A 16,117-nucleotide genomic window follows, 5' to 3' on the forward strand; every position below is an offset into this window, starting at 1 on the left:
CGAGTATATACCCTTTGCTATTGAATTAACTAGACTTTAAACAATCATGAAAATGTTGCCAATTAAAAGCATCACCCGGATCTGTCTTTCTCCCGGGCGCTATATCACTATGCCCGGCTATATTACTTTTAATGTCGGGATAACATTGTTGCAATGCTTGGGTTAATTGCGCCAAAGTATGATATTGCGCCGCTTCATAAGGGATATCATCAGCGCCTTCAAGCTCAATACCAATAGAAAAATCATTACATTTATCAAGTCCCTGATAGGAGGAAACACCAGCATGCCAAGCTTTATCATCAAATGAAACGTATTGAATAATATGCCCTACTCTGGTTATTAGACAATGAGCAGAAACTTTTAGCTGGGCAATTTCTTCAAAATAGCAATGTGCTTTGCTATCTAACATCCCTAAGAAAAAATCAGTAATATAGCCACCACCAAACTGATTTGGCGGTAATGAGATATTATGTACAACCAATAAATGAACCGTATCATTTTTATCTCGCACACTAAAATGTGGTGATTTTTGTTGTTCTTCATTAACAAGCCAGCCACTGATAATAGGCATATTATTATTTTGCTTGGTGGACAATTTATTTTTTAAGTCTTTCGTCATACAATAGCGTTAATATTTAATTTCAAGATTTGTGAACAGAGTATGACTGAATTTGATTCGACAAACAAAATGGGAAAAATATTTATTTGGTTAGCGTGGTTAATTGCGTTGGCGTTAATGGTGTTTTTTTTTCAAGATGTACTTGATAAGCAATGGGATCCTAACAAAGATCCACAGATGAGTTTAAATACACAGGGTAAAGCGGAAGTAACATTACAACAAAACCGCCAAGGTCATTATGTAGTACATGGTGAAATAAATGAGATGCCCGTGGTTTTTTTACTCGACACTGGAGCAACACAAGTGTCGATTCCCGCTCATGTAGCAGAGCAATTGCAGCTAAAGGGAAACAGACCGTCACTCGTTAATACGGCCAATGGCACTACCACTGTTTATCAAACTGAATTACAACAGCTCAGTATTGGTAATATTTATTTGTATGATGTTAGCGCCCACATCAATCCCAGCATGCAGTCTAATGAAATTCTATTGGGCATGAGCGCATTAAAAAGGGTAGAATTCAGCCAGATAGGTAAGAGACTTATTTTACGCGAGCAATGATCTACCTGCTGTGATTTACTGGCGATAAACGCCCCACTAAAAACTCACTTAATTATTTACCAACAAGAGAATAAAATTCAATGCTTTCTGTGCAACTACAACACGATATTAAAAAAACAGTAACTTGGGCATTATGTGAAGATTTAGGTGTTGATAACGCCGACGCATTAAAAAATAGCCAAGATATTACAGCTGAATTAATTCCACTGGAAAATATAGCGGTTGCTAATATCATTACCCGTGAAGATTGTATTATTTGTGGTGTGGCTTGGGTTAACGAAGTTTTTGCCCAGCTCGATGTGATACATAAGACAAAAACAGATATTACTTGGTTTGTTAACGACGGCGAAAGTGTCAAAGCCAATAGCACTTTATTTGAATTATCTGGAAACGCACGTGTTCTTCTTACTGGCGAACGGTGTGCTTTAAATTTTTTACAATCTCTTTCAGGAACCGCAACATTAACCAGTCGCTATGTTAAAGAATTATCGGCGAGTAACACTAAGTTACTTGATACCCGAAAAACAGTGCCTGGCTTACGTAGCGCGCAAAAATATGCGGTAACATGTGGCGGCGGTGTTAATCATCGTATTGGTTTATTTGATGCTTTTTTAATTAAAGAAAATCATATTGCCGCCTGTGGTGGTATCGAGAAGTCGATTCAAACGGCTCGAAAAAACCATCCGAATAAAACGGTTGAAGTTGAAGTTGAAAATATTGAAGAACTCACTCAAGCATTAAAGGCTGGCAGCGATATTATTATGCTTGATAACTTTAGTCATGAAATGATTGAGCAAGCGGTTATGGCAACCGCTGAAATTTCACAAGGTAAAACCAAATTAGAAGTTTCTGGCAATATGACCATAGAATCACTGAAAAGCTATGCAAAAGCAGGTGTCGATTTTATTTCAGTGGGCGCATTAACTAAAAATATCAATGCTATTGACCTTTCTATGCGCTTTGTTTAACATTTTAGCGTGTCACAATTAGTTAAAAAAATGTTAATTTTTGATGTTTTTTTAACTAATATCAAAAAAATGATAAAAAAAGTGTCACAAAATTTTACATTTCCTGATTTTTGTCGCAATATAAATTCAGCCCCCGTAATCATGTATGGATATACCTATTATGAACAATGTTAAATCTTTAAGAAATAAATCTTTAAATAAAGCAAAGGGTTTTACCCTTATTGAATTAATGATCGTTGTTGCGATCATCGGTATTTTAGCGGCAGTTGCACTACCTGCTTATCAAGATTATACAAAAAAAGCGAAGTTTGCTGAAGTAGTTTCAATGGTTGGTGCAGCGAGAACTGCAGTTGAACTTTGCTTCCAAACTGAAGGTTCATTAGATACATGTGATGCAGGCATCGGAGGTATTCCAGCTGCAGTAGCTACTGGTACTTATGCAAACCTTGACACTATGACTATTGTGGACGGTGTTATAACAGCAGCGTCAACATCAGCGACTGATTCTTCCAATATGATTGCTACTCCTACAGGAAGCCCTTTAACTTGGACGATAACTTCAACAGTAGCTAGTTGTTTAACTAGCGGCTGGTGTAAGGCAAAATAATATAAGTTAGTAAATATTTATAAAAAAAAGCTCCTTTGGGAGCTTTTTTTATTGTATAAACTTTATTAACTCGTTGTTATTACTTAAATCAATCACGGGTTAAGCTATACTTATTGTAAACATTATGAGTAAATACATAATAACTTGCATATATCTAAAAGTTCACAATAAAAGGTTGCTATGAAAGGACATCACAGACAATTAAGTGTGTTATCTACACTTTTAAAACATAATATTGTCGCCGAAAATAAGGTTGACATTATAAGTGCTGACTTCCTTAAACAATCAAAACCTTTCATTCGTTTTCTTATTGAAGATAAGAGTTTAGACGCTGAAAATATTGCTAAAATACTCTCTCGCAGTTTTGGCTATCCTCTCATAGATTTAAACGCTTTTGACACGGCTATGATCCCCGATGGTATCCGTAACGAAAAATTGATCCGCAAACATAATGCATTGCCGCTATTTCTTAGAGGTAAAGTATTATTCGTAGCGATGTCTGATCCCACTGATTTAGATGCATTAGAAGATATTCAGTTCAACACCGGTTTTCCTACCGAATTAGTGTTGACTAATGATAAAGATTTACAAATATTTATTGACAAAATTCTTGAAGAAGAAAGTGATGCTCTAGATATTACCGATATTGATGCTGAAGAACTCGCAGGTATTGACGTTCAAGAAGAGCGTCAAGAAGATGATAGCGCTACCGGTGATAAAGAAGATGCACCGATTGTTGTCTATATCAATAAGATATTACTCGATGCTATTCGCAAAGGGGCTTCAGATTTACACTTTGAACCTTACGAAAAATCATACCGTATACGCTTTCGTGTTGATGGTATTTTAACTGAGATGGCAAAGCCGCCCGTATCACTTGCCTCTCGTATGGCAGCACGTTTAAAAGTCATGTCAAAGCTCGATATCGCTGAACGGCGAGTCCCCCAAGATGGACGGATAAAATTAGCCTTGTCCAAGAAAAAATCAATTGATTTTCGTGTTTCAACGTTACCGACGATGTGGGGCGAAAAAGTGGTAATGCGTATTCTTGACTCTTCAAGTGCGATGTTAGGTATTGAAATGCTCGGCTATGAGCCGGCGCAAAAGCAAATTTACATGGACGCTTTAGCGCAACCACAAGGTATGATATTAGTCACGGGACCAACCGGCTCAGGTAAAACAGTGTCTCTTTACACCGGGTTAAATATTCTTAACACCGAAGAACGTAATATATCAACAGCAGAAGATCCGGTAGAAATAAATTTAGACGGCGTTAATCAAGTACAAATTAATGTGCGTGCCGGCTTAACCTTTCCTAATGCGCTGCGCTCTTTTCTTCGCCAAGATCCCGATATTGTTATGGTAGGGGAAATTCGTGATCTTGAAACTGCAGAAATAGCGATTAAAGCCGCGCAAACCGGTCACTTAGTGTTGTCCACATTGCACACAAACTCAGCCTCAGAAACCCTGACTCGATTATTAAACATGGGCGTTCCTTCATATAACGTGGCCAGTTCGGTCAGTATTATTATTGCTCAGCGTTTAGCCAGACGCTTATGTAATCGCTGTAAAGTTGAGGATGTTATACCTAGACCTGAACTAGAAAAGCAAGGTTTTACCCCTGAGCAACTTAGCGAAATAAAATTATTTAAACCCGTAGGTTGCGATCAATGTACGGGCGGCTATAAAGGTCGTGTTGGTGTTTATGAAGTGATAAAAATCAGTGAAAAAATGTCTTCTATCATTATGGAAGGCGGAAATTCTATGGATATCGCTCAGCAGTGTCAAAAAGAAGGTTACAATAACTTACGCCAATCGGGTTTAGAAAAAGCCCATCAAGGGGTAACAAGTTTGACAGAAATAAACCGTATAACGTCTGCATAACAATAAATCACTCACTTTTTATTTTTAGTGATCTTGACTAGTATTAACAATGATTAATATTTTAACTTTACAGGTAAACACTATATGGCAACTTCAGGGGCTCAAAAAAGAAAATTACCGCAAGCTAAAGCTCTTGATACGTTTGTTTGGCAAGGGGTAAACCGTAAGGGTAAAAAAGTTAATGGTGAGCTACCCGCGACCAGCATGCTAGAGCTAAAATCTCAGCTACGCAAACAAGGCATTACCCCAGGGAAAGTAAAAAAGAAAGCCAAATCAATTTTTGGGAATGCCAATGACAAAAAAATAATACCTGCAGATATTGCCATTGTTACACGGCAAATTGCGACCATGCTTGGCGCTGGTGTCCCCTTAGTACAAACCGTTGAAATGATTGGTAAAGGTCATAGCAATGGCAATATGCAAAGATTGTTAGGTGATATCAATAATAAACTGCAATCGGGTATTCCTTTATCAGAATGTTTACGCGACCATCCACAATACTTTGATGACTTATATTGTGATTTAGTCAGTTCTGGCGAACAATCGGGCGCACTTGAGACCATTTATGATCGTATTGCGACTTACAAAGAAAAAGCCGAAGCATTAAAGTCTAAAATTAAAAAAGCGATGACTTATCCTATTTCTGTATTAGTGATAGCATTTATTGTTACCTCAATATTATTAATTTTTGTCGTGCCGGTATTTCAAGATATTTTTGCCAGCTTTGGCGCTGAGTTACCTGCGTTTACTTTATTTGTTATTGCCATATCAGAATTTATGCAAGCTTATTGGTATTTAGGCTTAGCGGGGCTATTTATTGCCAGTTTCTTTTTTAAAAAAGCTCATCTTAACAGCCAAAGTTTTAGAGACCGAGTTGATAGAATAATATTAAAAATTCCGGTTATTGGCGCCTTACTCGAAAAGGCAGCAGTTGCCCGCTACGCGAGAACTTTATCTACCACCTTTGCCGCCGGTGTTCCATTACCTGACGCATTAGAGTCGGCTGCGGGTGCGTCTGGTAATGCGGTTTTTCGTATAGCTATCCTTGAAATTCGCGCCGAAGTGTCATCGGGTATGCAAATGAATTTAGCAATGCGTAACTGTAATATCTTTCCTGACATGGTTATACAAATGGTCGCCATTGGTGAAGAATCAGGCGCTGTAGATGATATGCTTGCCAAAGTTGCCACAATATATGAGCAACAAGTTGATGACGCGGTAGACTCACTGACCAGTTTATTAGAACCGATGATAATGGCAGTACTCGGCGTAGTGATTGGCGGATTAATTATCGCTATGTACTTACCTATTTTCGAAATAGGTAAGGTTGTTTAGCGTTGCGCGCTAATATTTTTATACTAGTTTTCATCATAGTTAATTAATAAATAATAAAAGGTTTTATCTTGTCTGAATTTATTCATCTGTTAGAAAGTAACTCGCTGTTTTTTTATGGCTTTGTTTTTGTTTTCTCGTTAATGATAGGTAGCTTTTTAAACGTAGTTATTTATCGTTTTCCAAAGATGTTAGAACAAGGTTGGTATCAAGAGTGTCGAGAATTTCTTGCCGATGAGCTCAAGCCATCATCGACAAAGCAAGTAGAACTCCTTACTTTATCAACGCCCGATTCTACCTGTCCGCATTGCCAACATAGCATTCGTTTTTATGAAAACATTCCTGTGGTTAGCTGGTTAATGTTGAAAGGAAAATGTAGCCAATGTAAAAATAAAATTTCTGCGCGTTATCCATTAGTTGAATTAAGTACCGCTTTATTGAGTTTAGTTATTGCTCAACATTTTGGTGTCACTATGATCACTTGTTACGCCTTAATATTGACGTGGGGCTTAATTGCCTTAACGATGATCGACTTTGATCATATGCTGCTCCCCGACCAAATTGTTCTGCCATTGATGTGGTTAGGCTTAATCGTAAATCTATCAAATGGAATTGTGCCCTTAGAAGATGCTGTTATCGGCGCCATTGCCGGCTACACTAGCCTTTTTGCTATTTTTTGGCTGTTCAAATTAGCTACCGGTAAAGAAGGCATGGGCTTTGGTGATTTTAAGCTGTTTGCACTCTTTGGTGCTTGGCTAGGTTGGCAATTATTACCCTTACTTATTTTAATGGCATCAGTAGTCGGTGCCATTATCGGCATCAGTTTAATGCTTTTTACAAGTCATCAAAAAGATCAGGCGATTCCTTTTGGCCCTTACCTTGCGATCGCAGGTTGGATCACACTTTTATGGGGTGAAAATATATGGTCTTGGTATTTAGCCCAAGTGCTTTAGCCGAATGAAAATGACTATAGCAAAAAAGATCGTTATTGGTTTAACCGGCGGTATTGGTTGTGGCAAAACAACCGTTGCTAATTTTTTTTCCGACTTAGGTATCGATATTATTGATGCCGACATCGCGGCAAGAAAAGTTGTCGCACCGAACAGCAGCGCATTACTGCAAATATCTCAGCATTTTGGCAAGACGTTTATTATGCCAGACGGCAGTCTTAATCGGGCCTTATTACGCAGTCAAATATTCAGTAATGAAGCAGACAAACAATGGCTTAATAACTTACTTCACCCGTTAATAAGACAAACTATGCTCGAAGAGATCCAGCAAAGTCAGTCACCCTATTGCTTGCTTGTCGCCCCTCTACTTATCGAGAACAACTTACAGAGTTTAGTTGCACGCATTTTAGTAATTGATATCAGCGAATCAGCACAAGTTAAGCGTGCGGTATTGCGTGATCCTAGCTCATCAGATGAAATAAAGCGTATTATTGCCAGTCAAATATCAAGGGAAGATCGCTTAAAACATGCCGATGATATTATTGATAACTCCAGTTCTGACTTGAGCCTGATAAAAGCGAGTGTCATTAAGCTCGACCAAAAATATCGAAATTTAGCAACGAGTTAGTAAAATTGTACAAATTTTACTATTTTTAGCAAAAAAATTCGCCATTTCTGTTGGGTGTCGTTAGTATGGAAAGCTAAACACTCAGCTTTATTGATGACATCAGGTTAATGACTAAAATTTTATATGAACATCCGCTTAACGAACGGATCCGTAACTACCTTAAACTTGAACATTTATTTGCTCAGGCACAAGATTGTCTGCAGCGTAAAATTTCAGTCAGCCATCAAGTTTTCTTTAACGCCTTATTTGCCATTATTGATACCTTAGAACGAAATGATGTTCGCGGTGACTTAATTAAAGATCTTGAAAAACTAGAACAAAATTTAGTGATCTGGTCACAAGCGCCTGAAATAGATGACAGTATCTTAGCTGAAAATCTACAACAAACTGTTGAGCTTATTTGTCTATTAAAACCAAATACTCCTGTGTGGGCACAACTCAAACACGACAAGTTTCTGGCGACCTTAAAACAACGCTTTGCCATGCAGGGTGGTAGCTCAAGTTTCGATTTACCACAATTACAGTTTTGGTTACATCAAGACAGTGAGATTCTTGCTAAAGATGTCCAAGGCTGGCTTGCCCTACTTGAACAAGTTAAAAGCGCTTTAGATATGATATTAAAGTTTATTCGCCAACGGGCTGAATTCAAACAGATAGATACCGAGAGTGGTTTTTACCAAGATAATGGTGAAGGTATTTTATTACTTCGTATTAAAGTCGACCAAAAATCACCTTATTACCCAACGGTAAGTGGCAATCGTCTGCGTTATTCTATTCGCTTTATGTCTCTTTGTGATGAAACCGGACGTAAGTATTCAAATAAGGCCACTTCATTTCAATTAGCTCGCTGTTAGCATTGCCTTAATTAATTTCACAAATACCCTTTATCCATTCAATATGCAGGTTTCATCTTGGAGTAGGAAGGGTATAATCCCACCACTAAGTATTTAATTACAAGCACCAACTATGACCTTAAAAGTATCTTGTCCAACGTGTCAAAAAGAAGTTATTTGGCAACCAGAGAGTCAGTTTCGCCCTTTTTGCTGCAAACGTTGCCAGTTAATTGACATTGGTGAATGGGCTGATGAAGGACATAAAATCAGCCAGCCATTACAAGGTGATATTCAGCTAACCGAAGAAATGCTTGACGCACTCGAAGGTGAGTTCTTACAAAGTAATAAGTTTTTTGTTGAACCAGAATAGTATTAATTGTTCATCAGCAGTTTTTCAACAATCGCAACATTAGCGGCGGGAAAGTCACATTGGCTTAATTGCGCTAATGTGAACCAAGCTGATTGCTGCCCTTCTTGGGCAATAGGTTCATGTTGGAAGTTATCAACCACATAAACGTCTAATAGCACCTTTTTATCGCCATAATCATGGCTAACTTCAATGAGCGGGTAGCAAGAGAGAACATCTATTGCTACTTCCTCTTGAAGCTCTCTGTGCAAAGCCTGAGCAACTGTTTCATCTTTTTCCACCTTACCACCAGGAAACTCCCATTTCCCGCCTTGATGCGCATTATCGAGGCGCTTGGTAAGAAAGTACAGCTCTTCTCGCATGATAACACCGACAGCTACATGTACTACTTTTTGCATAACTCTTTCCTAAAGCTTTAAATCAATCAATGATTTCGTTGTTAACGTAAAAGACGAACCTAGCTTAAACAACAAAACATCTAATAATATCCGACGCATAATTATACATAACCATGCATTGCCATGTCTGTGAAAACGACATTGTTCGAATGAATTTAGCTAATGATAATTCGTCTGTAACAAAAATTATAACTGAACACTGCAATAATAATCGTCATTAGCATTGCGCACATAAAAAACGCCAGTTAATAACTGGCGTTTTTTTCAAACATCTTAATAAATAACGATTAGGTTAATTTACCATGACATTGCTTATATTTCTTACCTGAACCACATGGACAAGCTTCATTACGACCCACTCGTTGTATTTCTGGCTTTGTCTCTGTACTGCTAGCAGATTCGTGAGTATATTCTTTTGGAATAGCTTCAGCTTTACGATGTTGCTCTTCAACAGCTTCAACATCAGACTCAGCACGAATTTTTACCTTGCTAAGAATACTGATAACGTCATATTTCAGGGTCTCAAGTAATTCACCAAATAACTCAAAAGATTCACGCTTAAACTCTTGCTTAGGATTTTTCTGAGCATAGCCACGTAAATGTATACCTTGACGTAGATGATCCATCGCCGCTAAATGTTCTTTCCAATGAGAGTCTAAGCTTTGTAACATAACAGCTTTTTCAAATTGACGAATAACATCGGCACCAGCTTGCTCTTCTTTCTCGGTATAGTTAGCTTCAACTTCTGCTAATAGTTTTTCGCGTAAAGTTTCTTCATGCAATTTAGTATCTTCTTCAAGCCACTTTGCAATAGGGAACTCTAAAGATAGTTCGCCCTTAAAGCGCTCTTCTAAACCAGAGATATCCCACATTTCTTCCATAGATTGCTGAGGAATATGCTGATTTATAATACCAGTTACTACATCTGTACGAATATTTTTAATAACATCAGCAATATCAGCTTCGTCCATTAACTCGTTACGTTGTTCATAAATAACTTGGCGTTGATCATTAGAAACATCATCGAACTCAAGCAGTTGTTTACGAATATCGAAGTTACGACCTTCAACTTTACGCTGAGCATTTTCGATGCTGCGAGTGACCCATGGATGTTCAATGGCTTCGCCGTGCTCCATGCCTAACTTGCGCATCATGTTTGAAATACGTTCTGAAGCAAAAATTCGCATCAGTGCATCTTCCATCGATAAGTAGAAGCGAGTTGAACCTGCATCACCTTGACGTCCTGAACGGCCGCGTAATTGATTATCAATACGACGAGACTCATGGCGTTCAGTGGCAACTATGTGTAAGCCACCTAATTCTAAGACTTTATTGTGCTGTATTATCCATTCTTCTTTCGCTTTAGCGATGCTTTCTTTGCTTTGGTCTTTTAATTTAGCAACAATCGCATCAAAGTTTCCGCCTAAGACGATATCGGTACCACGACCTGCCATGTTGGTTGCGATAGTTACTGCGCCAACTTTACCCGCATCTGCAACAATTTCTGCTTCTTGCTGGTGAAACTTAGCATTCAATACTTTGTGCTTAATTTTTGCTTTCTTTAAGAAGTCAGATAAGAACTCAGAGGTTTCTATACTAATCGTACCAACAAGCACAGGTTGTCCGCGTTCAACACAATCTTTAATATCTTCTAAAATCGCTTCAAACTTTTCATCAGCGGTTAAATAGATCAGATCAGCAAGATCTTTACGGATCATCGGTTGATTGGTTGGAATAACTACGGTTTCTAAACCATAAATATGATTAAACTCAAATGCTTCTGTGTCAGCAGTACCTGTCATTCCTGATAATTTTTCGTAGATACGGAAAAAATTCTGGAACGTTATCGAAGCTAAGGTTTGATTTTCGTTTTGAATATTCACCCCTTCTTTTGCTTCAACGGCTTGATGTAACCCTTCTGACCAACGACGGCCTTCCATCGTACGACCGGTATGTTCATCAACAATAACGATTTCGTCATCTTTAACAATATAATCGACATCTTTTTGGAAAAGCTTATGGGCACGTAATGCCGCCATAACATGATGCAATAAGGTAATATTGGTTGCTGAAAACAAAGAATCGCCGTCTTGAATGAGACCTTTCTCATTCATGATTTCTTCAATTCTTATTTGGCCATGCTCTGTTAGATAGATTTGCTTAGACTTTTCATCAATGGTGAAATCACCTTCAACAAAATCTTTAGATTGACCGGTATCTTTATCTTTGTCTTCTTCGTTTTGTAGTACCAACGTCGGCACAACAAGGTTAATTTGACGATAAAGTTCAGAGCTATCTTCGGCTTGACCCGAAATAATCAAAGGAGTTCTAGCTTCATCTATTAAAATTGAATCGACTTCATCAATAACAGCAAAATTCAATGGCTTTTGCGTACGCTCTTCTGGCGAAAAGGCCATATTGTCACGTAAGTAATCAAAACCAAATTCGTTGTTAGTACCATAGGTAATATCTGAATTATAAGCCGCTTGCTTCTCAGCTGATGCTAATCCGGCAATATTACAACCTACCGTCATATCTAGAAAATCAAATAATGGTCGACACCAGTCAGCATCACGTGTTGCTAGGTAATCATTCACCGTTATAACGTGAACACCCTTACCTGTTAATGCGTTGAGGTAAGAAGGAAGTGTCGCGGTTAACGTTTTACCTTCACCAGTGCGCATCTCCGCAATTTTACCATCGTTTAAGACCATGCCGCCGATCATTTGTACATCAAAGTGGCGCATACCAAAGACACGTTTACTGGCTTCACGTACAACAGCAAATGCTTCTGGTAGGATACTTGATAGAGATTCTTCTTTGGCTAAACGCTCTTTAAATTCTGCGGTTTTTGCTTTTAGTTCTTCGTCAGAAAGAGCTTCCATAACGGGCTCTAAGGCGTTTATTTTTAAAACTTCTTTATTCATTTGTTTAATTAATCGATCATTACGACTACCAAACATTTTCGTCATTAACTTTACAAACATCTTGTTAAACCATATTGATATTAGAAGAAATACTTCCGCTGAAAATAACGTGACCAACAAGGGTCACATAAATTGTTTTTATTTTGCTTTTCTATATACGAACTTAATTGGATCTATTTGTGCATTATTGCGTAAAATTTCGTAATGAACATGAGGTCCAGTCGAGCGCCCCGTGCTACCCATACGTGCAATAATTTGTCCTTTGCTAACCACATCTCCTACTTTAACGAGTAAATTTTTATTATGACCATAACGAGTTTTTAATCCCCTACCGTGATTAATCTCGATAAGTTGCCCGTAGCCGTACCGGTCACTTGCCCAAGAAACAACACCTGAAGCCGTTGCAATTATCGCAGCACCTTCTTTACCTGCGAAGTCTACACCTTTATGTATCGCTGCTTTACCACTAAATGGGTCTTTTCGTACACCGTAATATGAAGAGAGCCAACCACCAATCATTGGTCGACCAGACAAATAGCTGCTACTTTCTATATGGTGACCCAAAGTCAAAGATTCAAGCGTAGTCAGTTGATTTTCTTCGTGGTGCAAACTTTCTTCTAGTGTTGATATTTCAGTTAACAACTCTGCCAGTGGCTTTTTATAATGGTTTTCACTCTGCAGCATAGGACCACCTGATGGCGGTAATTGTTGAAAATTAAATTCATTTTCTGGAATTGATGCTTCACTTGCTAAACGGTCACCTAAAGCATTCAGTCGTAACACTTGGCTTTGCAACTCAGCGAGTTTCATCGTTAGTGCGGTTAATTGTGGTTCAGTTAATTGCTGAGGATCTATCTTAGCGGGTGAATTCAAAGCATAGGGTACAGCTTGTGGCACGTCATCAGCAGAAAAAATCAAATGAACAACAAAGCCTGATATTAGCGCAAATACAGTGATCGCAGACAACCAATGCAACTTATTCAGCGTCATTGAAAATCTAACGTTCTTTCCACGATATAGTAGTGTTAAACTCATAATTACTTAAATACTATTCCAAAGTAGAGTGGTTAATGGCACGCAAAACAAGAAAACCTTCAGATATGTCAGAGCTCTTTCAATCATCGAAAGGCACTTTGGCACAAATAGCAGCAAAAACCAACTCTTTAACTATCTTGTCTGACATTGTACGCCAAACTTGCCCTGACCTGCCAGCAGATGTCTGGCATATTGCCAATTTTAAGCAAAATTCTTTAGTAATTGAAGTCACATCTGCTGTTTGGAGCCAAAGACTACAGTTTGAACGGATGAATATTTGCCGTGAACTGGCCATTGCTACCGACAAGGCTTTTGATCAAATTGAAATTAAGGTATCGCCTTATCGCAATAAAGTCGTTTATCAATCTGAAGAAAAACCCGCGGAGCCATTACATATCTCACAAAACACCGCTAACCAATTATTGGCTATTGCTAAAAACGCGCCTGAGAGTTTACGTAAAAAATTAGAAAAATTGGCAAAACACGCTGACAAAAACGCCATATGATAATTTTGCCTAGATATGATTTATACCCTTTATCTTAAAATAAAAAACCAGTCATTTGACTGGTTTTTTTATTGAGTAACATTAGCAGTATCTTAATTAAAATGCGGCAGCCGTTACTTCTTGATATTGGATAGGAGACGGTGTTTCATCTTCGTAAGTCACCCATTCCCAACTTTCTTTTTGCTTAAAGACTTCTCTTAACAAGATATTATTTAAGCCATGTCCAGATTTAAAGGCATTTAACTCACCTAAAATACTGTGACCACACATATACAAGTCGCCAATCGCATCGAGTATTTTGTGTTTAACAAATTCATCGTCATAGCGTAATTCATCTTTATTAAGCATGCGGTATTCGTCAAGTACAATGGCATTTTCTAAACTGCCACCTAAAGCTAAATCGTGAGAGCGAAGAAATTCGATATCACTCATAAAGCCAAAAGTACGTGCTCGACTAATTTCTTTAATAAAAGAACAGCTAGATAAGTCCATGCTCATCGTCTGACATGTTTTAGAAATAACAGGATGTTCAAATTCAATAGCAAAATTAATTTTAAAACCATGGTAAGGCTTTAATTCTGCCCATTTGTCACCTTCTTCAACACGAACAGTTTTCTTTATGCGAATAAAACGTTTTGCTGCTGCTAATGTTTTGATGCCAACCGACTGTATTAAATAAACGAACGGCAATGCGCTACCGTCCATAATCGGGATTTCAGGAGAATCTATTTCAACAATTAAGTTGTCAATACCTAAACCTGCGGCAGCTGATAACAAGTGCTCGACGGTGGAAATCTTCACACCTTGTTCATTGACTAAGCACGTACACAAAGTTGTCTCGCCCACAGCTTCAGGCGTTGCTGAAATTTCAACAATCGGATCTAAATCTATGCGGCGAAAAACAATACCAGTATTGGCTGGCGCAGGACGGAGAGTCAACTGCACCTTTTCACCTTTGTGTAAACCAACACCAACGGCGGTTACACTGTCTTTTAATGTACGTTGTTTAATCATAAATGCCTTATTAAGCTTTTACTAACCTTGAAATGCACCGTCCTCTTTCGACGGGCGCACAATATAGCAGAAAAACATAACAAAATCAAAATATCAGCTTTTAGCTTCACATTATTTTACACACAACTGTTCAACCAGCTGTATCCTAGTCACATATTAATTCGAATAATATTAGCGATTATATACACTATTTTTATTCTCTGATGACAAAATTAACCGTTCAAATTAGTCAGCTTGTTTACGTAAAAATGCCGGGATATCTAAATAGTTCTCGATATCTGCTGCAGTTTGTACTTGAGCATTGCTGTCTTGCATTGTTATCGGCGCTGTATTTACTTCTGCCTGTGGGCTAGCAATAAATTCTTGGCCAACGGCAATAGGTGCAACAGTAGGAGCTGGATTTACTAGTGTTATATCTGGCTTGCGATCAGCACCAATACCGGTTGCAACTACAGTTACACGTAATTCATTAGTCATTTCAGGGTCGATAACCGCACCAACAACAACCGTTGCATTTTCAGAAGCAAAGGCCTTTACTGCATTACCCACTGTTTCAAATTCATCGATACTAATATCCATGCCAGCAGTAATGTTTACCAAAATACCGCGAGCACCAGCTAGGTCAACATCTTCAAGTAATGGACTCGAAATTGCAGCTTCTGCAGCTTCTTCTGCACGATCAGGACCCGATGCAATACCAGAGCCCATCATTGCTGTGCCCATTTCTGACATAACGGTACGCACATCGGCGAAATCGACGTTAATCAAACCTGGACGAGTAATTAGCTCTGCAATACCCTGAACAGCACCTAATAATACATTATTTGCGGCTTTAAAAGCGTCAAGTAACGACGTACCTGGGCCTAAAACTTTTAATAATTTTTCATTAGGTATAGTAATTAATGAGTCGACACTTTTCGATAATAACTCAATACCTTGATCAGCATAGTTCATGCGTTTTTTGCCTTCAAATGGGAAGGGTTTGGTAACAACAGCAACCGTTAATATGCCCATTTCTTTTGCAATTTCAGCAACAACTGGTGCAGCACCCGTACCTGTACCACCACCCATACCTGCGGCGATAAAGATCATATCAGCCCCTTGTAGCGTTTCTCTAATCGTTTCTCTGTCTTCTTCAGCGCTGCGACGACCTATTTCAGGGTTAGCGCCGGCGCCTAAACCTTTAGTTACATCTGCACCAAGTTGTAAAGTAACATTGGCTGCTGAATTACGTAATGCTTGTGAATCAGTATTTGCCGTTATGAATTCAACACCTTCAATGGTTTGACAAACCATGTGTTCAACTGCATTACCGCCACCGCCACCAACACCAATGACTTTGATTACTGCTTCTTCGTTATGATCTTCCATTAATTCAAACATTTTTACTCTCTCCGATTTTTATGTTTTGTTCCACCAAAACGCGATTTAACTCTTACTTTTTACTTATCCACCATGATTGAGGTAGATTATAAAAATTTATTTACT

At 38.4% G+C, this 16,117-nt stretch carries 16 protein-coding genes; 10 read left to right on the top strand and 6 right to left on the bottom strand.

Annotated features, from left to right (window positions below; translation table 11 throughout):
- Nucleotides 1-25 precede the first annotated feature (25 nt).
- Nucleotides 26-619, bottom strand: coding sequence for a 1,6-anhydro-N-acetylmuramyl-L-alanine amidase AmpD (gene ampD / locus A3Q34_RS07260; RefSeq protein ID WP_231907446.1), 594 nt, complete (start codon nucleotides 617-619; stop codon nucleotides 26-28).
- Between the two features lie 42 nt (nucleotides 620-661).
- Between ampD and A3Q34_RS07265 the strand changes: the two genes are divergently transcribed.
- The 9 genes from A3Q34_RS07265 (at nucleotide 662) to yacG (ending at nucleotide 8,752) form a co-directional block, all read left to right on the top strand.
- Entirely contained in the window at nucleotides 662-1,180 is a 519-nt protein-coding gene (locus A3Q34_RS07265; RefSeq protein ID WP_070374760.1) for a retropepsin-like aspartic protease family protein, read from the top strand.
- 89 nt (nucleotides 1,181-1,269) lie between these two features.
- Nucleotides 1,270-2,148 carry a carboxylating nicotinate-nucleotide diphosphorylase gene (gene nadC, locus A3Q34_RS07270; protein ID WP_070377047.1) on the top strand — a complete coding sequence of 293 codons (879 nt, stop codon included), beginning with the start codon at nucleotides 1,270-1,272 and terminating at the stop codon, nucleotides 2,146-2,148.
- 160 nt (nucleotides 2,149-2,308) lie between these two features.
- A complete protein-coding gene (locus tag A3Q34_RS21075; RefSeq protein WP_070374761.1) occupies nucleotides 2,309-2,755 on the top strand; it encodes a pilin in 447 nt (148 codons plus the stop codon).
- Nucleotides 2,756-2,935: 180 nt separating this feature from the next.
- Nucleotides 2,936-4,639 (top strand): type IV-A pilus assembly ATPase PilB, encoded by a 1,704-nt coding sequence (gene pilB / locus A3Q34_RS07280; RefSeq protein ID WP_070374762.1) that lies wholly within the window; start codon nucleotides 2,936-2,938, stop codon nucleotides 4,637-4,639.
- An 84-nt stretch (nucleotides 4,640-4,723) separates the two neighbouring features.
- Nucleotides 4,724-5,974 (top strand): type II secretion system F family protein, encoded by a 1,251-nt coding sequence (locus tag A3Q34_RS07285; RefSeq protein WP_070374763.1) that lies wholly within the window; start codon nucleotides 4,724-4,726, stop codon nucleotides 5,972-5,974.
- 68 nt (nucleotides 5,975-6,042) lie between these two features.
- On the top strand, nucleotides 6,043-6,924 hold the full coding sequence (locus tag A3Q34_RS07290) for a prepilin peptidase (protein ID WP_231907447.1): 882 nt from the start codon (nucleotides 6,043-6,045) through the stop codon (nucleotides 6,922-6,924).
- A 10-nt stretch (nucleotides 6,925-6,934) separates the two neighbouring features.
- Nucleotides 6,935-7,549 carry a dephospho-CoA kinase gene (gene coaE / locus A3Q34_RS07295; RefSeq protein ID WP_070377048.1) on the top strand — a complete coding sequence of 205 codons (615 nt, stop codon included), beginning with the start codon at nucleotides 6,935-6,937 and terminating at the stop codon, nucleotides 7,547-7,549.
- A 107-nt stretch (nucleotides 7,550-7,656) separates the two neighbouring features.
- Nucleotides 7,657-8,403, top strand: coding sequence for a cell division protein ZapD (zapD, locus tag A3Q34_RS07300; protein ID WP_070374765.1), 747 nt, complete (start codon nucleotides 7,657-7,659; stop codon nucleotides 8,401-8,403).
- A gap of 112 nt (nucleotides 8,404-8,515) precedes the next feature.
- Nucleotides 8,516-8,752 carry a DNA gyrase inhibitor YacG gene (gene yacG / locus A3Q34_RS07305; protein WP_070374766.1) on the top strand — a complete coding sequence of 79 codons (237 nt, stop codon included), beginning with the start codon at nucleotides 8,516-8,518 and terminating at the stop codon, nucleotides 8,750-8,752.
- A gap of 2 nt (nucleotides 8,753-8,754) precedes the next feature.
- Here the strand turns inward: yacG and mutT are convergent, their stop codons facing one another.
- The 3 genes from mutT to A3Q34_RS07320 form a co-directional block, all read right to left on the bottom strand.
- Complete coding sequence (mutT, locus tag A3Q34_RS07310; protein ID WP_070374767.1) at nucleotides 8,755-9,147, bottom strand: 8-oxo-dGTP diphosphatase MutT; 393 nt, start codon at nucleotides 9,145-9,147, stop codon at nucleotides 8,755-8,757.
- 287 nt (nucleotides 9,148-9,434) lie between these two features.
- Nucleotides 9,435-12,134: a preprotein translocase subunit SecA gene (secA, locus tag A3Q34_RS07315; protein ID WP_070374768.1), complete on the bottom strand. Its 2,700-nt coding sequence runs from the start codon at nucleotides 12,132-12,134 to the stop codon at nucleotides 9,435-9,437.
- Between the two features lie 78 nt (nucleotides 12,135-12,212).
- Nucleotides 12,213-13,064 carry a M23 family metallopeptidase gene (locus tag A3Q34_RS07320; RefSeq protein ID WP_231907448.1) on the bottom strand — a complete coding sequence of 284 codons (852 nt, stop codon included), beginning with the start codon at nucleotides 13,062-13,064 and terminating at the stop codon, nucleotides 12,213-12,215.
- 80 nt (nucleotides 13,065-13,144) lie between these two features.
- Here A3Q34_RS07320 and A3Q34_RS07325 point away from each other — a divergent pair, with 80 nt between their 5' ends.
- Nucleotides 13,145-13,615: a DUF721 domain-containing protein gene (locus A3Q34_RS07325; RefSeq protein WP_070374770.1), complete on the top strand. Its 471-nt coding sequence runs from the start codon at nucleotides 13,145-13,147 to the stop codon at nucleotides 13,613-13,615.
- Between the two features lie 96 nt (nucleotides 13,616-13,711).
- Here A3Q34_RS07325 and lpxC read toward each other — a convergent pair whose 3' ends face one another.
- Entirely contained in the window at nucleotides 13,712-14,629 is a 918-nt protein-coding gene (gene lpxC, locus A3Q34_RS07330; RefSeq protein WP_070374771.1) for a UDP-3-O-acyl-N-acetylglucosamine deacetylase, read from the bottom strand.
- Between the two features lie 225 nt (nucleotides 14,630-14,854).
- Nucleotides 14,855-16,012, bottom strand: coding sequence for a cell division protein FtsZ (gene ftsZ / locus A3Q34_RS07335; RefSeq protein WP_070374772.1), 1,158 nt, complete (start codon nucleotides 16,010-16,012; stop codon nucleotides 14,855-14,857).
- Nucleotides 16,013-16,117 lie beyond the last annotated feature (105 nt).

The organism is Colwellia sp. PAMC 20917, assembly GCF_001767295.1.
Lineage (GTDB): Bacteria > Pseudomonadota > Gammaproteobacteria > Enterobacterales > Alteromonadaceae > Colwellia_A.